Origin of the sequence: Roseateles sp. (assembly GCF_047654805.1) — a bacterium.
GTDB lineage: Bacteria > Pseudomonadota > Gammaproteobacteria > Burkholderiales > Burkholderiaceae_C > Pelomonas.
In genome coordinates, this window is record NZ_JASGIV010000001.1 from 1752113 (window position 1) to 1769956 (window position 17844).

Annotated in this window: 16 protein-coding genes and 1 pseudogene; 13 read left to right on the forward strand and 4 right to left on the reverse strand. The window is 66.5% G+C overall.

Going from position 1 to position 17844, the window contains the following annotated elements; translation table 11 throughout:
* From QM732_RS07850 to QM732_RS07880, 7 genes are all read left to right on the forward strand, one after another.
* Entirely contained in the window at positions 1-1266 is a 1266-nt protein-coding gene (locus QM732_RS07850) for an MFS transporter (RefSeq protein WP_415655613.1), read from the forward strand.
* Positions 1263-2396 carry an alpha/beta fold hydrolase gene (locus tag QM732_RS07855; protein ID WP_415655614.1) on the forward strand — a complete coding sequence of 378 codons (1134 nt, stop codon included), beginning with the start codon at positions 1263-1265 and terminating at the stop codon, positions 2394-2396. The genes QM732_RS07850 and QM732_RS07855 overlap by 4 nt, the downstream gene beginning before the upstream one ends.
* Entirely contained in the window at positions 2396-4450 is a 2055-nt protein-coding gene (locus tag QM732_RS07860) for a M3 family metallopeptidase (RefSeq protein ID WP_415655615.1), read from the forward strand. The genes QM732_RS07855 and QM732_RS07860 overlap by 1 nt, the downstream gene beginning before the upstream one ends.
* 65 nt (positions 4451-4515) lie before the next feature.
* Entirely contained in the window at positions 4516-5769 is a 1254-nt protein-coding gene (locus QM732_RS07865; RefSeq protein WP_415655616.1) for a sarcosine oxidase subunit beta family protein, read from the forward strand.
* Positions 5770-5773: 4 nt separating this feature from the next.
* The gene (locus QM732_RS07870) at positions 5774-6049 is read left to right on the forward strand and encodes a sarcosine oxidase subunit delta (RefSeq protein WP_415655617.1); all 276 of its coding nucleotides are present in this window, start codon (positions 5774-5776) and stop codon (positions 6047-6049) included.
* Positions 6049-8880: a 2Fe-2S iron-sulfur cluster-binding protein gene (locus QM732_RS07875; protein WP_415655618.1), complete on the forward strand. Its 2832-nt coding sequence runs from the start codon at positions 6049-6051 to the stop codon at positions 8878-8880. The genes QM732_RS07870 and QM732_RS07875 overlap by 1 nt, the downstream gene beginning before the upstream one ends.
* Positions 8873-9448, forward strand: a complete 576-nt coding sequence (locus QM732_RS07880; protein WP_415655619.1) for a hypothetical protein — start codon at positions 8873-8875, stop codon at positions 9446-9448. The genes QM732_RS07875 and QM732_RS07880 overlap by 8 nt, the downstream gene beginning before the upstream one ends.
* A gap of 144 nt (positions 9449-9592) precedes the next feature.
* Here the strand turns inward: QM732_RS07880 and QM732_RS07885 are convergent.
* Positions 9593-10356 (reverse strand): IS5 family transposase gene (locus tag QM732_RS07885; protein WP_415654614.1). Its coding sequence is split into 2 segments (ribosomal slippage): positions 9593-10041 and positions 10041-10356, totalling 765 coding nucleotides; the frame shifts between segments, so codons are not numbered across the junction.
* A gap of 488 nt (positions 10357-10844) precedes the next feature.
* Between QM732_RS07885 and QM732_RS07890 the strand changes: the two genes are divergently transcribed.
* Positions 10845-12569, forward strand: coding sequence for a phospholipase D-like domain-containing protein (locus QM732_RS07890; protein ID WP_415655620.1), 1725 nt, complete (start codon positions 10845-10847; stop codon positions 12567-12569).
* A 188-nt stretch (positions 12570-12757) separates the two neighbouring features.
* Here QM732_RS07890 and QM732_RS07895 read toward each other — a convergent pair whose 3' ends face one another.
* The gene (locus QM732_RS07895; RefSeq protein ID WP_415655621.1) at positions 12758-13381 is read right to left on the reverse strand and encodes a tyrosine-type recombinase/integrase; all 624 of its coding nucleotides are present in this window, start codon (positions 13379-13381) and stop codon (positions 12758-12760) included.
* Between QM732_RS07895 and QM732_RS07900 the strand changes: the two genes are divergently transcribed.
* Entirely contained in the window at positions 13380-13817 is a 438-nt protein-coding gene (locus QM732_RS07900) for a hypothetical protein (RefSeq protein WP_415655622.1), read from the forward strand. The genes QM732_RS07895 and QM732_RS07900 overlap by 2 nt on opposite strands.
* Before the next feature lie 75 nt (positions 13818-13892).
* Here the strand turns inward: QM732_RS07900 and QM732_RS07905 are convergent.
* A pseudogene (locus QM732_RS07905) lies at positions 13893-14320 on the reverse strand (IS30 family transposase); the annotation flags it as partial.
* Between the two features lie 214 nt (positions 14321-14534).
* On the opposite strand from QM732_RS07905, the gene QM732_RS07910 reads away from it, so the two are divergent.
* Both QM732_RS07910 and QM732_RS07915 read left to right on the forward strand, forming a co-directional pair.
* Complete coding sequence (locus QM732_RS07910; RefSeq protein WP_415655623.1) at positions 14535-14789, forward strand: hypothetical protein; 255 nt, start codon at positions 14535-14537, stop codon at positions 14787-14789.
* A gap of 149 nt (positions 14790-14938) precedes the next feature.
* Entirely contained in the window at positions 14939-15214 is a 276-nt protein-coding gene (locus QM732_RS07915; protein ID WP_415655624.1) for a hypothetical protein, read from the forward strand.
* Positions 15215-15362: 148 nt separating this feature from the next.
* Here QM732_RS07915 and QM732_RS07920 read toward each other — a convergent pair whose 3' ends face one another.
* Positions 15363-15902 (reverse strand): H-NS family nucleoid-associated regulatory protein, encoded by a 540-nt coding sequence (locus tag QM732_RS07920; RefSeq protein WP_415655625.1) that lies wholly within the window; start codon positions 15900-15902, stop codon positions 15363-15365.
* A gap of 98 nt (positions 15903-16000) precedes the next feature.
* Here QM732_RS07920 and QM732_RS07925 point away from each other — a divergent pair, with 98 nt between their 5' ends.
* Together QM732_RS07925 and QM732_RS07930 are read left to right on the forward strand one after the other, a co-directional pair.
* The gene (locus tag QM732_RS07925) at positions 16001-16801 is read left to right on the forward strand and encodes a S1/P1 nuclease (RefSeq protein WP_415655626.1); all 801 of its coding nucleotides are present in this window, start codon (positions 16001-16003) and stop codon (positions 16799-16801) included.
* 201 nt (positions 16802-17002) lie between these two features.
* A complete protein-coding gene (locus QM732_RS07930; protein WP_415655627.1) occupies positions 17003-17695 on the forward strand; it encodes a UPF0149 family protein in 693 nt (230 codons plus the stop codon).
* Positions 17696-17844: the final 149 nt, after the last annotated feature.

Below are 17844 nucleotides of genomic sequence, written 5' to 3' on the forward strand. Positions count from 1 at the left end.
ATGAGCACGACCCAGCCCACCATCGATTCCCGAGCCAGCTGGCGGGTGCTGCTGGGCTGCTGCCTAGTCGCGTTGTTCGGCGTGACGGCGCTGTACGGCTCCACCTTCGGACTGTTCCTGATGCCGATGGAGCAGCACCTGGGCTGGAGCCGTGCGCAGATCGCCTTCTCGATGACCTTGGTGACCTTCATCGGCCCGCTGAGCATGCCCCTGGTCGGCTGGGTGATCGACAACTTGCCGTTGCGCCCACTGGTGCTGTGGGGCGTGCTGCTGCAATCTGTCAACTTCGCCGCCTTCGGGCTGATGGACGGCAACGTCACCGTCTACTACCTGCTCTGCGTGGCGCTGATGTTCACCGCCACCGGCGCCTCGCTGCTGACCCTGGCCAAGATCGTCCAGCAATGGTTCGACGCCTCGCTGGGCAAGGGCCTGGGCATCCTGTTCGCGGTCACCGCGATCGGCGCGGTCATCCATCCGCCCTGGGTCGGCTGGGTGCTGGCCCACCAGGGTTGGCGCCAGGCCTTCTTCGCGATGGGCCTGATGAGCCTGGTATTGGGCGGCGCCGCGGCCCTGCTGCTGATCCATGAGCGCACGCCCGGCGAGCGGCGCGCCGCGGTCGTGTCGAAGCAGTCCGCGGGGCCGTCGATGCTGGGCTTTCTGAAGGACCGCACCTGGTGGGCGCTGGCCTGGTGGAATCTGTTCTTCGGCTTCGCGATCGGTGCCATCATGATGCACTTCGCGGCGCTGCTGCAAGGCCGCGGGCTCTCGCTGGCCGAGGCCGCGTCCATGCTCAGCGTGATCGGCGTCGGCGGCTTCGCCGGCAATCTGCTGGCCGGCTGGCTGATCGACCGCTTCCCGGCCACCTGGCTGGCCCGCGGCTTCGTGCTGGCGCCGCTGGGCGCGGTGGCGCTGCTGTACTTCGGCCACGGCATCGGCGCGGCCGCCGTTGCCGCGCTGATGTTCGGCCTGTTCAGCAGCGGCGACCACGCGCTGGGCGCGTTCCTTGCGCGCCGCTACTTCCCGGCCGAGGCTTATGGCCGCGCCAGCGCCACGCAGATGATGGCGACCTCGCTGGGCGGCGGCGTCTCGCCCTGGATCTCGGGCCTGGTCTATGACGCCACGCACAGCTACGACATGGCGCTGATGATGGCCGGCGTGGCCTTTGTGCTGGCGACGATCGCGGCCTGGCGGCTGCCGGCCGTCAGCGAGGACGATGCCGCCGCCGATGCGCCGGCGGCGGCCATGAAGCCGGCTGCAGCGAAATGAATCTGCTGCTCGCCACGCTGAGCCGCGATGCGGCCGGCCTGCTGCTGGCGCTGCTGGCCGCCATGCTGCTCGCGCCGCTGCATGCAGGCCTGGCCGCGGCGGTCGGCATCGTGCTGGCCCTGCTGTCGCTGCGCTATCTGGCAATGCGCGCCGCGGTGCGCCGCCGCTTTCCCGCGCCGGGGCGACTCGTCGATCTGGGCAGCTACCGCATCCATGTGCTGGCCGAGGGCGAGGCGCGCGGCGGCAAGCTGCCGGTGCTCTGGTTCGCCGGCGGCCATGCGGCTGGCCATGCGATCCACCATCTGCACCGGGCCTTCCGCGAGCACACCCGCTCCATCCTGATCGACCGGCCGGGCACCGGCTGGAGCGACGCCGGCCCCTTCCCGCGCACGACCGCCCGCGAAGCCGAGGAGGTGATACGCGTGCTGGAGTTGGCGGAAGAGCGCGGCCCCTTCGTCATTGCCGGCCATTCCTTCGGCGGCCTGCTGGCGGCGAACATCGCGCGCCGCCGGCCCGATCTGGTCCACCGCCTGGTGCTGCTGGACCCGACACCGCTGGACACCGTCATCTACGGCCCGCCGCTGCAGGCGCTGCGCGAGTTCCGCATGGCGCCGTGGAAGGCCGGCATCGCTCGCCTGTTCGGCTTCGATCTAATGAAGCGCCAGGCGGCGACCCAGCGGCAGAACCCGGCCTACGCGGCGGTGCTCGACGCGGTCGACCGCGAGCTGGGGCCGGACATCATCGCCGCAAGAGCCGTCGACGAGCGCGCCGCCGCCGACTTTGCCCAGGCCTCGATCTACGCCGAGCTGACGCCCTGCGGCGCTGCCAGTGCGGCCTGGAGCACCGGGGTCTACGACGGCGATCTGGACGGCACGAGCGTCTGGCTGGTCGCGCCCAAGGACGATCTCGATGTGGCTACATTGCCCGAGGCGAAGACGGCCAATGCGCGCCTGAACCAGCGCGTGATGCGCGTCATCGCCCGCAGCCGCGAGCGCTATCTGGCGACGTCCGAGCGCTCGCGGCGCATCATTGCGCCAGCGGGATCGGGCCACAACTTCGTTTTTCTGATTCCGGACTTCGTCATCGGCGTGATGCACGAGGCGATCGAAGGTCCGGCCAAGGAGTCTTGATGATGACGAATGCGCTGCTGCAAGCCTGGACCGGCTCACTCGGCGGCCTGCCGCCCTTCCAACAGGCCACGCCGGCCGCGCTGGAGGACGCGATGCGCGAGGCCATCGCGGCCAAGCGCGCCGAGGTGCTGGCGATCGCCACGAACCCCGACGCCGCGAGCTTCGCCAACACGGTCGAGGCTCTGGAGCGCAGCGGCGCCGCACTGCGGCGCGTGAACGCGCTGTTCCGGCTGATGGGCGCCGCCAACTCGGTCGGTGAGATGCCGGCCGTCACCCAGCGCGTCACGCCGCTGCTGGCCGGGCTCGACAACGAGATCCTGTTCGACCAGCGCCTGTTCGCCCGCATTGCCGCCGTCCACCAGCAGCGCGACGGGCTGAATCCTGTCGCGCGGCGCCTCACCGAGGTGACGCACGGCCGCTTCCTGCGCGCCGGCGTCGGACTGCCGGCCGCCGAGCAGCGGCGGCTCGCCGAGCTGAATGCCCGCATCGACACGCTGGCCGCGCAATACAACCAGAACCTGATCGCCGACGCCGGCTCCCAGCATGTCTGGATCGAAAGCGAGAGCGAGCTCGAGGGCCTGCCCGCGCCGCTGGTGGCGGCCGCCAAGGCGCTGGCCGCGCAGAAGGGCCGCCCCGAAGCCTGGGTGATACAGAACGCCCGCGCCGTGGTGTGGCCGCTGCTGACCCATGGCCGCGACCGCGGGCTGCGCGAGCGCGTCTGGCGCATGTGGAACGGGCGCGGCGACCATGCCGGCCCGACCGACAACAAGCCGGTCGCCGCAGAGATCCTGCGGCTGCGCGGCGAGAAGGCCAGACTACTGGGCCACTCGAGCTTCGCCCACCTGGCCATCGCCGAGCGCATGGCCCGCCGCCCCGAGACGGTGATGGATCTGCTGATGCGCAGCTGGCGCGTCGTCCACGCGGTGGCGCTGAAGCAGATCGAGCAGTACACGGCCATTGCCCGCGACGAGGGGTTGTACGAGGCGCTGCAGCCCTGGGACCGCCAGTTCTATGCCGAGCGCCTGCGTCGCCGCGACCTCGGCTTCGATGGCGAGGCGCTGCGTCAACACCTGTCTCTGGACAATGTGCTCGCCGCGATGTTCGACAGCGCTAGTCGAACCTACGGTCTGCAATTCGCCGCACTGCCCGACGCACCGCGCCTGCATCCCAGCGTGCGCGTCTACGAGGTCCGGCGCGAGGACGGCGAGCCGCAGGGCGTGCTGTACTTCGACCTGTTCAACCGCCCCGGAAAGATGCACGGCTCCTACCAGGCCGAGTACCGCACGGCGGAGCTGGACGAGCAGGGCCAGCGCGTGCTGCCGATCTCGGCTGTGCATTCCTCCTTCGAGGCCGTGCCGGGCCCGAACGGCGAGATCCTGCTGCCCTTCGAGTACGCGAACGTGTTCTTCCACGAGTTCGGCCATTCGCTGCACATGCTGCTGTCGCGGGCGCCTTATCCCTCGCTGGGCAGCGTCGGCGTACCCTGGGATTTCGTCGAGGTGCCGGCCCTGCTGAACGAGCGTTGGCTGCTGGACCGTGGCACCTTGGCCTGCTTCGCCCGCCACGCCGAGACCGGCGCGCCGGTGCCCGAGGCGCTGATCGACCAGCTCCAGCGCTCGCTGCGCTACGACCGCGTGTTCAGCCTGAACCTGGACTATCTGGCCCCGGCCATCATGGACCTGCGCATGCACCTGCTGGCCGACGGCGAGCCGGGCCGCCAGTTGGACGTCGCCGCGCTGGAAGCGCAAGTTCTGCGCGAGCTGGACATGCCGCCGGCCTGGGACACCATCATGCGGGTCACCAACAACTTCCACAGCTTCCCCGGTGGTTACGCGGCCGGTGTCTACGGCTATCTGTGGGCCGACGTGATGGCCGCCGACGCGGCCGAGGCCTTTCTGGAAAGTCCGGGCGGATTCAATGACCGCGAGACCGGCCGCCGCTGGGACGAGGCCCTGCTGGGCGCCGCCTGGACCCTCGAGCCGGACGAAGCCTGGCAGCGCTTCCGCGGCCGCGCGGTGGACCCGGCGGCCTTGCTGCGCCGCTTCGGTTTGTAGCCGGCCTAAGAATCAATGCCGAGTACCAAAGGCAGACGCGCTTCGAATGCCTATCGTGCCTGACCATGCGCAATCACTATTCCGCCTGGCAGCTGCTCGCGCGAGCCTTCAGCGGCAAGCCCTGGGCGCCGGCCTGGACCGATGTTGAGCCCAAGCCCGCCTATGACGTCGTCATCATAGGCGGCGGCGGCCACGGCCTCGCCACCGCCTACTACCTGGCGAAGAACCACGGGGTTCGCAATGTCGCCGTCGTCGAGGCCGGTTGGATCGGTGGCGGCAACACCGGCCGCAACACCACCATCATCCGCTCCAACTATCTCTATCCCGAGAGCGCGCGGCTCTACGATTTTTCGCTGAAGCTCTACGAAGGCCTGTCACGCGAGCTGAACTTCAACATCATGTTCAGCCAGCGCGGCGTGATGACCCTGGCGCACAGCCGCCACGATCTCGAGATCCAGAGCCGCTGGGCCAATGCGATGCGCTGCAACGGCGTGGACGCCGAGCAGATCGGCGTCGACGAGCTGCGCCGGCTGGCGCCGCGCCTGAACTTCGGCCACGACGCGCGCTTCCCCCTGCTCGGCGCCATCATCCAGCGTCGTGGCGGGCCGGCCCGCCACGACGCGGTGGCCTGGGGCTATGCGCGGGCCGCCTCGGCGCTGGGCGTGGACATCATCCAGAACTGTCCGGTCACCGGCTTTCTGCAAGGGCAGCGCGGCCGCATAAGCGGCGTGCGCACCGCGCGCGGCGACATCCGCGCGGGCCAGGTGGCGCTGGCCGTGGCCGGCCATTCCGGTGTGCTGGCCGGCATGGCCGGCCTGAAGCTACCGATCGCCAGCCATGCGCTGCAGGCCATGGTCAGCGAGCCGGTCAAGCCGGTGCTGGACACGGTGCTGCTGTCGCCGGCGGTCGGCGCCTACTGGAGCCAGAGCGACAAGGGCGAGGTGGTGATCGGCGGCGCACTCGACGCCTTCCCGTCCTACGCCCAGCGAGGCAGCTATGCGGTGAGCCAGCAGGTGCTGGCCGCCACGCTGGAGATGTTTCCCTCGTTCTCGCGCCTGCGGCTGCTGCGCCAATGGGCCGGCATCGTGGACATCGCACCGGACTCCAGCCCCATCCTCGGTGCCACGCCGGTGCCGGGCCTGTTCATCAACTGCGGCTGGGGCACCGGCGGCTTCAAGGCCATCCCGGTCGGCGGCTGGACCCTGGCCCACCAGCTGGCCACCGGGCGTAGCCACGAGCTGGCCGAGCCCTTCCAACTGCAGCGCTTCGCCGCCGGCCGGCTCATCGACGAAGCCGCGGCCTCGGGCATCGCCCACTGATCCCATGATGCAAATCGACTGCCCGCTCTGCGGCCCCCGGCCCGAGCACGAGTTCCACTGCGGCGGCCAGAGTCATATCCAGCGCCCGCCGCTGGACTGCTCCGACGAGGGCTGGGCCGCCTATCTCTACGTCCGCGACAACCCGCGCGGCGATCACGCCGAGCGCTGGCGCCATACCTTCGGCTGCGGCCGCTGGTTCAATCTGCTGCGCCACACGCTGACGCATGAGATCAAGGCCGTCTACGCAATGACGGCGCCACGGCCGGAGGCCCAGGACTGATGGCCGGCTATCGTCTGGACGCGCCGGCCGGCACGGCGCTGGACCGCTCGCGCGAGCTGAGCTTCACGCTCAACGGCCGCCGCTTCAGCGGCTACGCCGGCGACACGCTGGCCTCGGCCTTGCTGGCCGCCGGCGAGCGCTTCATCGGCCGCAGCTTCAAATACCACCGGCCGCGCGGCATCGCCAGTTGCGGGGCCGAGGAGCCGACCGGGCTGCTGGACGTGGGCGAGGGCGCGCGGCGCACGCCCAACTCCCGCGCCACCGACACGGCCCTGGTCGACGGCCTGATGGCCCGCAGTGGCAACGCCTGGCCCAGCCTGCGCTGGGACCTGGCCGCGCTGAACTCGCTGCTCGGCAAGGCCTTGACGGCGGGCTTCTACTACAAGACCTTCATGTGGCCGAGCTGGCATCTGTTCGAGCCGGCGATCCGCCGCGCGGCGGGCCTGGGCCATGCGGCCGATGGCGCCGATCCCGATCGTTATGAAGAGATCTCGCTGCGGACCGAGCTGCTGGTCGTCGGCGCCGGCTTGGCCGGGCTGGAGGCGGCGGCCACGGCGGCCGAAGCGGGGCGACACGTGCTGATCATGGAGTCCGATGCCTGGGCCGGCGGCTGGGCGGCGACCCTGGCCTCGCCGGAACTGGCGCCGCTGCTGGAGCGGGTGCGCCGGGCTGGCGTGGAGATCCGGCTGTCGACGACGGTGTTCGGCCTCTACGATCACGGACTCGCCGTGGCGATTTCGCCCGGCGAGGGCGTGGTGCGCGAACGCACGCTGAAGATACGCGCCGAGCGCATCATCCTCGCCACTGGCGCCTTCGACCGGCCGATGCTGTTCCCCGACAACGACCGCCCCGGCCTGATGTTCGCCCATGCGGCCGAGCGCTACGCCCAGTACTACGGCGTGGCCGTGGGCCGGCGCATCGTGCTGGCCACCGCCTGCGACGCCGGCCTGCAACTGGCCGAGCGCCTGCGTGGGCGAGGCCTGGCCGTCGAGGCGGTGTTGGACCGGCGCGCGGGCGATTGCATCGTCGGCGTCAGCGGCCGCAGCGGCGTCAGCGCGGTGCGCGTCGCGCGGCCGGACGGCTCCGGCCTGCGCGAGCTGGCCTGCGACGCGCTGCTGCACACCGGCGGCCTGACGCCCAATGTCAGCCTGCATTCGCAGGCCGGCGGCGGCCTGCGCTGGGACGACGAGAGCTCGATGTTCGTGCCCGCAAGACTGGCGCCGGGCGTGGACGTGGTGGGAGCCTGCGCTGGCGTGTTCGACACGGATGCGGCGCGCGAGCATGCGCGGCGCATCGGCCGTGGCGAGGCGGCCCCGGCGCCGGTCGGCGGCCTCGGGCAGGTGCCGGCCGACAACGCGACACCGGCCTCCGCGCGACCGAAGGGCAAGGTCTTCGTCGATCTGCAGAACGATGTCTGCGCCGGCGACATTGCCCAGGCCGCGCAGGAGAACTACCGTTCGGTCGAGCACCTGAAGCGCTACACGACCACTGGCATGGCCACCGACCAGGGCAAGAACAGCAATGTCAACGCGCTGGTGATGATCGGCGGCCTGACCGGCCGGGCGCCGGCCGAGGTGGGCACGACCAAGTTCCGCCCTCCCTTCAAGCCGGTCACGCTGGGCGCCATCGCCGCCGGCCGTTCCGGCGAGCGCTACCGGCCGCTGCGGCGCCTGCCGGCGCATGCCTTCCACGCGGCGCGCGGCGCGGCCTTCGAGGACTTCGGCGGCTGGCTGCGCCCGGCCGCCTACCTGCAGCCGGGCGAGACGCTGGAGGCTGCAGCGCGGCGCGAGGCCGCGCAGACGCGCCGCGGCGTCGCGCTGTTCGAGGCCTCGTCGCTGGGCAAGATTGAGGTCTTCGGGCCGGACGCTGCTGCATTCCTGGACCTGATGTACGTCGGCACGATGAGCACGCTGGCCGTTGGCGCCGCGCGCTACGGCCTGTTGCTGGGCGAGAACGGCGTCGTCGTCGACGACGGCATCGTCGCGCGCCTGGGACCGCAGCATTTCTGGGTCAACACGAGCAGCGGTGGCGTCGAGAGAACTGCGCTGGCCTTCGAGGAATGGCTGCAGTGCGAGTATGTGGACCTGCGCGTGCTGGTGCAGCCGGTGACCAGCCAGTGGGGCAATGTCACCTTGGCCGGGCCGCAGGCCTGGACTCTGCTGGCCGCCGCCGGCTTCGACGCGGCGCTGGCACCGGCGGCGATGATGCACATGAGCTTGCGCGTGACCGAATACGCCGGCACGACGATGCGGGTGCTGCGCGCCAGCTTCAGCGGCGAGCTCGGCTACGAGATCAACCTGCCGGCGCTGCAGACGCAGGCGCTGTTCGAGCGGATGTGGGCGGTCGGACAGGCGGCGGGGTTAGACCTGGGCCTCTACGGCATCGAGGCGCTGATGCTGATGCGGCTGGAGAAGGGCTATCTGCATATCGGCTCCGACACCGATGGCACGACCTTGCCGCAGGACCTGGGCATGCTGCGCGGCCTGGACAAGAAGGCCGCCAACTTCGTCGGCCGCCGTTCGCTGCTGAGCGAGGCGGGGCGCGACGCCGATCGCAAGCAGCTGGTCGGCCTGCTGCCGCTGGATAGGCGCACGCCGCTGCCGGTCGGCACGCATATCTGCACGCAGCGCCCGCCCGCCGCCATCGACGGCTTCGTCACCAGCAGCGGTTTCAGCCCGGCGCTGGGCCAGCCGGTGGCGTTGGCCATGCTGACGCGCGGCGCGCAGCGGCTCGGCGAGCGCGTGCGGGTCTTCCACATGAACCAGGCGATCGAGGCGGAGGTCGTGACGACGCCGTTCTTCGATGCCGCAGGAGAACGGCTGCATGGCTGAAGCAATGACACCGCTGACCTTGCATGAGGATGCCTTCGCCCAGGACTTGTTTGGCTGGCCGGACGGCGTGCGGCGGCTGAAGGCCATGCGGATTCTGTGCGTGCGGCATTTGGAAGACTCAGTCAACACTCGGGCCGCTTTTCATGATCTTGGCCTTCCCTGGCCCGAGCGTACTAACGAGCTTCAGGTGGTCGGCACGATGCTGGTCGCGCGCAGGCAACCGGAGGAGGTGCTGCTTGCCTCCGATGATGAGGCGGCGCTCGGGGCTTTGGCGCAAGCACTGGCGTCCGCCGGGGATGCCTTCAGCGTCGACCTGTCTCACGGCATGACGGTGCTGGAGTTGCAGCGCCAGGGGCTGGATGCTCGGCTGGTGCGTCTGGTCGGGCAGGATGCGATGCCCAGGCTTGGCCGCGCCAGCCGCTGTCGCCTCGTCGACGTACCGGTAATGCTTTGGAGGCCTGATGAGGACCGCATCCTGCTGCTGGCTGACCGTTCGCTGTCACCTTACCTCTCCCAGTGGCTAGCCTACGCGCAGGAAGGGCAGGCCGCTGAGGCGGCGACTTCGTGAGAAAGGTGGCCGCTTTGCATCCGGGGGCTCGCGGCTTGCGCCGTCGTGAGCACGTCTTGCTTGGCATTTTCGGATGACTAGATGCCTTCTAGTGACCCATTTGGCGACGAGTGCACGAGAGGGCGCAGACGGGGCTAGGGCCTGTTAACACAAACGCAATCCGTCAGCGATCAGAGCGAAGCTGATGAAGGCGGTGAACATGATGTCGAGCTTCTCGAAGCGGGAGAAGATTCGGCGATAGCCCTTGAGGCGGCGGAACAGGCGCTCGACTTCATTGCGGCGCTTGTACATCTCGCGGTCGTACTCCCAGGGCTCGATGCGCGTGCTCAGGGGCGGCACGACAGGGATGAACCCCAGGTCGAGTGCGAGCTGCCGAGTTTCGTTGCCCTCGTAGGCGCGATCCATCAACAGATGCAAAGGCCGATTGGGCGCACCGAGCCGCTTCAGCAGAGCTCGCCCCTCGGGAGCATCGTGCGCCTGCCCTGGTGACAGCGAGAAGGTTATGGCCGTGCGCGCGTCCGCCGCGACGAGATGGATTTTGGTGTTCCACCCACCACGGGATTTGCCGATAGCTTGCGGACCGTTTTTTTTGGCGCGCCGGTGCCATCGGGGTGCACCTTGACGCTGGTGCTGTCCAGCGACACCGCTTCAATCTTGATCTGCACGATCTGCGCCTGCTGCAATTGCTCGAAGGTCCGGTCCAAAACGCCCGACTTTGCCCAGCGGCTCATGCGCGTGTAGATCGTATGCCAGTTGCCGAAGCGCTTGGGCAAGCCGCGCCATTTGCAGCCGTGCTCAGCAACGTAAAGGATGGCATTCAACACCTGCAGATTCGACAGGCTGACGTTGCCGCGTTGCAGCGGCAAGCAGTGCTCGATCTGCGCGAATTGGGCTGCTGTGATCTCCATGCACTCACTGTCGCAGCCCAATTGCTTTGGTGCAATTAGTGTTAACAGGCCCTAGTCTGCTCAATCCTGGTCAAATCTGCCGGTCTGTTCAATCTACTCCGATTGAAACGCCACGAAGCCGCCTGTCGTCAGCGCCCGCTCATGGCCGGGGACGACCCATCGGCGGTCGCCCGGCCAACATCGGGTAGTCGTATTTGGCTATTTCTGGCGACGGTCGTTTCTGACGCAGGGTTTTGCAGGATGGCGGCTCGTCGGCCCAGGCCGGCAACATTGAAGCTCTGAGCGTTAGCAGCCCCTAAGAACTTCAAGAGCGGCAACAAGCCAGAGCGCCTGACGCTACGCGCACGGCGTCAGCGGAGGAATTGAAGGTGAATCGGTAGTCAGGTCGCAGCCGCGGTCAGCGCCTCGGCGTGACCGCGCTTGTCCGGCGCCGTGGGCCGGGGCTATGTGCGCGCAACCGATGCCTAGATTTCTGAAAGGAGCCCAGCATGTCGACTGCCTTCGAGATCGCCGCGACGAACGCCAACGCGCCGTTCACCTTGAAGCTTCACCGAGGTGATGGAATGACGCTTCTGGCCATGAACTGGAAGGCGGCGACACCTCCCCGAGATTTCGTGGGTTTCGCCCTCGAATACAGGGAACCGGGCGGAGACAGGTTTTGGGCGGTCAAGAATCGAATCAACTTTCCCGATCCCGATGGCAGCGTGAACACGAAGCGCATGTCCTCCCGGATCTCGCCGATCCAGAAGTTCCGCTGGGTTCATTTTCCGGTCAATGCCGACCTGGAAGGCGCATTCACCTACCGCGTGTCACCCGTGTTCATGAGCGCCTCAGGCGAGCTCAGCTACGGGGAGTTCCAACAGGCCGACATCGTCCTTGCACGCGAGACCTACCCGGGCAAGCTCAACGTGGCCTACACCCGAGGATTCGTATCGTCGCAGGCGTTCATCGATCGCTACGTCACAGCCACCGATGGCGTGCAAACGCTGATCCCCGACGACGCAAAGGCCGGCCTTGATTTCGTTCCTTCCCATCCGAAGGCCGAAGAGGCCCTGGCATGGATGGGCTTCGAGGCCCGCAGCGCCATTCTCGAGTTGCTCGATGCAGCCATCAAGGACACCACGGCGAAGGTTTGCGTGGTTTGCTACGACCTGAACGATCCGTCCATCGTGTCCCGATTCGAGAAGCTCAAGAAGCGGTTGCGGATCATCATCGACGACAGCAAGGATCACAAAGAGCCCGACGACGCCGAATCGATCGCGGCGGATCGACTCGCCATCACCGCCGATGCCGCCAACGTCAAGCGGCAGCACATGAGCAACCTGCAGCACAACAAGACGATCGTCATTAACGGCAGCAAGGTGAAAGCGGCGATTTGCGGTTCGACGAACTACACATGGCGCGGCCAATTCGTCCAATCTAACAACGCCATTGTTGTTCGAGGCGCCAAAGCCATCCAGCCCTTTCTCGATGCCTTCGAGAACTACTGGCGGAACGACTTTGTCAAGGGCTTCGGCCCCACCGCCTCAACCGGGTGGCACAGCCTCGGCCTGGCTGGCATCGATGCGCAGGTCACGTTTTCACCGCACACCGAAGGCCAGGGTGTGCTGGACGACATCGCCAATGACATCCGCAGTGCCAAGTCGTCCGTCTTCTACTCCCTGGCCTTCCTGAGTCAAACCGGCGGTGCCGTGACGGATGCCGTCAAGGCCATCACGAAGAAAGAGGGCGTCTTCGTCTACGGCATGTCTGACAAACGAACCGGTGGCCTCGACGTTCATCTTCCCGATGGCAAGGTGGCACCGGTCTTCGCCGCCAATCTCAGTGCCAACCTCCCGGAACCGTTCAAGAGCGAGCCGACGGCCCTGACCTCCAACAATGGCGGCACGCGCATGCACCACAAGTTCGTCGTGCTCGATTTCGACAAACCCACCGCGCGCGTCTACATGGGCTCCTACAACTTCTCCGAGCCTGCAGACAACAAGAATGGTGAAAATCTTCTGCTCATCAAAGATCAGCGGATCGCGCGGTCCTACATGATCCAAGCGCTGAGCATCTTTGACCACTACTACTTTCGCGTCCTGCAGAGCAAGGCCAGTGCGTCGAACAAGCCCATCCAGCTGAAGAGACCTCCACAGCCTGGCGGCCGGCCCTGGTGGGACGCGGACTACACGGACCCGCGCAAGATTCTTGACCGAAAGCTCTTCGCCTAGCGTTCGTACGGTAAAGCCCTATCGGACTCGTTCAAACCCCTGGCGCGCGCGAAGCGCGCTTCCCCGAAGCGGCCTCGGTCGAGCGGGTGCTCCTGGCTGGGACTGGCAGTTCAGCGCCGCACCTCGTAGCGGACATCACAAGGACGACCGCGCCGCCACCACCGGACGACGCGGCCGTTGCTACGGACTCAGATCTCCGTTTGCTCGGAGATCTCGAGCGCGTCGTCGACCTCGATGCCAACGTACCTCACCGTCGACTCGAGCTTGGATTGCCCGAGGAGCAGTTGCACGGCGCGCAGGTTCTTGGTGCGCCGGTAGATCAGCGTCGCCTTCGTCCGTCGCATCGAGTGTGTCCCGTAGTCGGCGCGGTCCAGCCCCAACTCGTCGACCCAGTGCCCAAGAATCCTGGCGTACTGGCGAGTGCCAAGATGAGGTGAGTCGTGGAGCCGGCTGGGAAACAGGAAGTCCTCCGGCTTCAGCCCTGCAAGCTTGATCCACGCCTGAACGGCCTCCCGGGCGGCCGGCGTGATCTCAAACTGAACCGGGCGTTGCGTCTTGTGCTGTACGACGATGGCGCGTGCCGCCACCTGGTCACCATGGCAAACATCGCGGACCTTGAGGCCCACCAGATCGCATCCGCGCAGCTTGCTGTCGATGCCGAGGTTGAAGAGAGCAAGTTCACGAACCCGCCCTTCCATCTGCAGCCGCACGCGCAAGGCCCAGATGTCCTTGTGCTTGAACGGCGCCTTCTGCCCGACGAGCTTGCCCTTGTTCCACGGCTCGCGATGAACGGCATTGCTTGCGGTACCCATGATGGTCTCCCATCGAGTTGAGGACAGCGAAGAATGCGCCCGCCGCGATGGTCAGCTTCTGGGGAGCCAAGTGAACTCGCGTAGCCGGCCACGAGCGGCCATTGACGAGCGGCAGACTTCCGGCAGTTCAATCTTCGAGACTCTTATCCGTTTCATCTCAGGCGTCGTTTCGCTGGTGGGCGGTCTTTTCACCATGCCGCTGTTGTTCGTGGTGGGTGGGATGATCAAGACGAACATCAGTGCCGCATCACCACCGCTTCTCGGCACTGGATTGCTAGCCGTCGTGTTCCTGGCTTTGCTTTCGCTCGTTGTGCTGTTTGCTTGCGGAATTCACTCGATGCGCTCAGGCCCGCCTCGGCCAACGCTCTGGCTGAGTTGCATTGGGGCCGGCATGGTCAGTGCCGTTGCCGGAATTGGCTTGAAGCTCTTGGCCTGACAGGACATTGGCTGGATTGGCTTGACGTCAATTGGGGCAGGTCGCGGCCCGATATGAACTGGTCGTATAGCCGCGCATCACGTATCTCGTCTGTCGCTCGACCAGCGTCGCGATCTGGCTGTTGCCGCTACCGAACACCAGGTCACTTTCTCAATGCCCTGGCACTGCGCGGTCTTCGGCCGACGCGGGCCGCTCGCTGATCGAGACCGCGTCGACGATCTGGCCATGGATCGCAGTCTTCTGCGTGTACGAGCGGGATCGACGCATGCCGCGCGTGCACCGTAGATGCTCCGGCAATTCCTTCTTCAAGGCGCCACGCGCTTGAATGAACAAGCTCCGGTAGATCGTCTCGTGCGACACGTGAAGGCACTGGTCGTTCGGATAAATATGCTAGAGCCACCCTGCGATCTGCTCGGGCGACCACAGCATTCGGAGCATGTCCGACACGACGCCAGCCAGCGCGCGGTTCTTGGCCACTTGCAGAGCTTGGGCCGAAGCGCGCGCGCACGCAGCCTGGTCTGCCAGGGTTGGCGACGCGCTCGCCAGCGTGTGGCAGCGTGCTTGTTTGCCGAAGCTTGTGTGTTTCGGCCGCTGCCATCCGTCAGCGGTATCTGCAGCTCGTCACCTTCCGCCTGCAAACCATCGCCTGGCGCTCGCAGTGCTCAGTGCCGACGACGAAACTGCAATCACTGACACAGCCAACCCCCGGAGCCCGCCATGAACACCACTGCACAAACCTTCGTCGTCGCCATCGCTTCCGTCGCCGCCGCTGCTGCCATCGGTGTGGGCCTGGCGAATCGCGCCGCGGCGCCGGCAGCCGAGATCGTGAAGCTGGAGCGCGTGGTCGTCGTCGGAAAGCGCGCCGAGCCGGCCGTGGTGGCCAAGCTGCCGCGCGTGGTTGTCGAACAGCGCCTCGCCGTGCCGCGTGACGTGGTGCTTGCTCAGGCCCAGGTGAGTGCCTGGATCGCCTGAGCGCAGCGCCCCGTCAGTCACAAGCCCGCCGCTGGCGGGTTTTTTTGCGCCGATCTCGCCCCTGTGCAGCAATCTCATCGGACACTGTTGTTTTGTACAGTATCATGCACCCCAATCCGATCGAGGCATCGGCACCGTGGGAGTTCGACATGTACCTGAACCTTGCAGATCCCGAGAGCATCGTGGCGTGGTGGCGCTGTTTTCCCGAGCGCCACTGGTCCTATCTGAGCGTGTTTGAAACACGCACGCCGCAGTTCCGGATGGCGATCCGAAGTGCTCGCCAGCGCATCCAGGCCGACCCCTTGTTCAACCGGGCACGGATCGCCGCCTTCGACGCAGCCGTTCAGGCGGCGTGGTCGTCACCGGCCGACGACGACGAACCTGCTACAGCATCGGCCGAATCGACGGAGTCGGCCGTTCATTGACTCCGCGACGCACGACGCCGTGCGTCGCCAAGTGTTTGCCGTTGTAAGTCCATGCAGTTGCCAAAGTGTGAGGTGCACACAGCGGCGTTGTGCCCGGCGGCGTTGCGCCGCCGGGCCTTTTTTCAGGCTCGGTTCGAGCCATGCGCGCTCAGGTGGCTTCGGCGGCCGTCGTGGCCTTCTTGGCTCGGGCCTTGCGTGCAGGGGCCTTCTTGGCCACGGCGCGCTTCTTCGCGGCAGTCTTGGGTTTCGCAGTCACGCTGGCTTCGGCGGTCTTGGCCTTCTTGCGAGTGACGCGCTTCTTCGCCGCCGACGCGGCCGGCTTGGCCACCAGGAACTCTTCGATCGCCTTGCCCGCAGCCAGTGCCTGACGCAGCCATTCGGGCCGCTTGCCCATGCCACCCCAGACATTGCCGGTTTCATCGGCGTACTTCGCAGCCCTGGCCGTGGAACCCTTGGCCTTGGAGACCTTCGCCACGCGGCGCGGTGAAGCGCTGCCAAACAGCTGTTCCGCAGTCAGTCCGTATTTGGAGATCTCTTTCTGGATTCGACCAATGACTTCGGACTGAATGGCCGAGGCTTCTTTTTGCAAGCGTTCGATCTGGGACAAGATGCTGGAGAGGGACTTCGCCATTAGATGGGCTCCTGTTGTGACAACTGACGACGCCTTGGGCGCGCCGATTCGAACCATAACACCGAGGTTCCAAAGTCAATGAAAGTTCAGCGCTTCGGAAATTGACGGTCGATCTCCGTTGAGTTTGAGACAAAGATGTGAATTGCAGGGAAGAAATGAGGTCGACTTGGATTCGCCGCGGAACTACCGCGGGCTTGGCCCTTTTGGCAGGTTGGCTGCTTGCAATTCCGTCCAGTGCCCGTGCCTGGGGGGCTGATGGCCACCAGCTCATTGCGAAAGAGGCGCAGCGGCTATTGACGCCGACTGCTCGTTCAGCGGTCGCTGAACTGCTTGCCCTCGAGCCCGGAGCGACGTTGGCGACGATTTCCACGTGGGCGGACGAGGCCAGGTCACCAGCGACCGCCAGGTGGCACTACGTCAACTTTCCACAGGAATCCGGATGCGTCTACGAAGCCAGGAGAGACTGCACGGGCGGCGCCTGCATCGTTGGCGCGATTGAGCGCCAGACCGCCATCCTGGCATCCAGCGCGAGCGACGCCGCGCGACTGCGTGCGCTCAAGTACGTGGTTCATTTCGTCGGCGACGTCCATCAACCCTTGCATGCCGGTCTTGCCACCGACAAAGGCGGCAACAAGTTCCAGGTGCAGTTTCTGGGAAGGGGCAGCAACCTGCATTCGGTGTGGGACTCACGAATGCTGCACGCATGGCCCGGTGGTGTCGATGCACTGCAAATGAACGTACGCACGGTCGCCGGCAGAGCGAACGCCCCGTCCCTTTCCAATCCCGGGCGATGGGCGGAGGAGTCCTGCCGGGTCGTCAGCGCCCCGGGTTTCTACCCGAGGCGGCGTGGCCTTGGTGATGCCTACGTTCAGCAGATGGCGCCGGTAGTGGTCCAGCGGCTGGCCGAGGCATCCATACGGCTGGCGGCAGTGCTGAACAAGGCACTGGGTCGGTAGCCAGAATGAGGCGGCGTGGATCCTGCGGCGGCTGACCGGTTGGCGCACCGGCGGTGCAACCCGCGCTGCATCCATTCCGGCTGACGCCCGCGTGACGGTGGGAAGTGGCGTGCGGGCTTCGGGTTGCTGCGGCACGTGCTGGACATCTGAGGTGCGGGTTGCGTCGACAATGCCACGCTTTCGATCTTCCGCATTTCGCCCATGACCACTCCCGCTTCTGGCGCTCTGTCCGATTCCGAACTCGACCGCCTGCACGACATCCTCGAAGCTGGAAACGCGGCCATGAACCTGGAAGCGATGGACGGCTACTTCACGGCGCTGATCTGCGGGCCGGTGTTCGTCTCGCCAAGCCAGGCGCTGCAACAGGTGCTGGGCGAAGACTTCGTCTTCGAGGGTAACGAGCAAGCCAGCGACTGCCTTGGCCTGATGATGCGTCACTGGAACTGGATCGCCGCAGAGCTGCGGCGCACGCTGGCCGAGCCGCATGTCTACCTGCCGATCCTCCTGGAAGACGATACCGGCGTGACGCAGGGCAACAACTGGGCAAAGGGCTTCATGCGCGGCGTGCAGGCGCATCCCGGGAGCTGGATCGACCTGCTCAACAGCGAGGACGAAGGCGGAGCGCTAGTGCCGATGATGATGCTCGTTCATGAGCACGACCCGGACCCCGAGATGCGACCGCTGAGCATCGACGCGGGCAAGCGCGAGGAAGTCATCAAGATGATGATCGCCGGCGCGACCCGCTGCTACGGCTACTACGAGGCAGCTCGGCGCGAGGGTGTCATGCTTCAGGCGCCGATACGCCGGCATGGGCCAAAGGTGGGGCGAAACGAACCCTGTCCGTGCGGGAGCGGTCGCAAGTACAAGCACTGCTGCGCCCTGAACCTGCACTGAGTCGAGCATCGTCACGAGTCCAGGCGCCACCGGCTGGTGGCCTACTGGGACCCCGCAACATGTGGGCCAATGCCCATGATCGCTCGCCGTCATGAAGCAAGGGCATCCAGATCCTCTTGCCTCGCGGCAGTCCAACGGTCGTCGACCCG

Excerpts from the sequence above, each read along its gene's own strand:
- QM732_RS07870 (WP_415655617.1), top strand. The coding sequence starts at position 5,774 with ATGATGCAAATCGACTGCCCGCTCTGCGGCCCCCGGCCCGAGCACGAG.
- QM732_RS07900 (WP_415655622.1), top strand. The coding sequence starts at position 13,380 with ATGATGGTCTCCCATCGAGTTGAGGACAGCGAAGAATGCGCCCGCCGC.
- QM732_RS07890 (WP_415655620.1), top strand. The coding sequence starts at position 10,845 with ATGTCGACTGCCTTCGAGATCGCCGCGACGAACGCCAACGCGCCGTTC.
- QM732_RS07930 (WP_415655627.1), top strand. The coding sequence starts at position 17,003 with ATGACCACTCCCGCTTCTGGCGCTCTGTCCGATTCCGAACTCGACCGC.
- QM732_RS07865 (WP_415655616.1), top strand. The coding sequence starts at position 4,516 with ATGCGCAATCACTATTCCGCCTGGCAGCTGCTCGCGCGAGCCTTCAGC.
- QM732_RS07895 (WP_415655621.1), bottom strand. The coding sequence starts at position 13,381 with ATGGGTACCGCAAGCAATGCCGTTCATCGCGAGCCGTGGAACAAGGGC.
- QM732_RS07925 (WP_415655626.1), top strand. The coding sequence starts at position 16,001 with ATGAGGTCGACTTGGATTCGCCGCGGAACTACCGCGGGCTTGGCCCTT.
- QM732_RS07915 (WP_415655624.1), top strand. The coding sequence starts at position 14,939 with ATGTACCTGAACCTTGCAGATCCCGAGAGCATCGTGGCGTGGTGGCGC.
- QM732_RS07875 (WP_415655618.1), top strand. The coding sequence starts at position 6,049 with ATGGCCGGCTATCGTCTGGACGCGCCGGCCGGCACGGCGCTGGACCGC.
- QM732_RS07860 (WP_415655615.1), top strand. The coding sequence starts at position 2,396 with ATGATGACGAATGCGCTGCTGCAAGCCTGGACCGGCTCACTCGGCGGC.
- QM732_RS07855 (WP_415655614.1), top strand. The coding sequence starts at position 1,263 with ATGAATCTGCTGCTCGCCACGCTGAGCCGCGATGCGGCCGGCCTGCTG.
- QM732_RS07910 (WP_415655623.1), top strand. The coding sequence starts at position 14,535 with ATGAACACCACTGCACAAACCTTCGTCGTCGCCATCGCTTCCGTCGCC.
- QM732_RS07850 (WP_415655613.1), top strand. The coding sequence starts at position 1 with ATGAGCACGACCCAGCCCACCATCGATTCCCGAGCCAGCTGGCGGGTG.
- QM732_RS07920 (WP_415655625.1), bottom strand. The coding sequence starts at position 15,902 with ATGGTTCGAATCGGCGCGCCCAAGGCGTCGTCAGTTGTCACAACAGGA.
- QM732_RS07880 (WP_415655619.1), top strand. The coding sequence starts at position 8,873 with ATGGCTGAAGCAATGACACCGCTGACCTTGCATGAGGATGCCTTCGCC.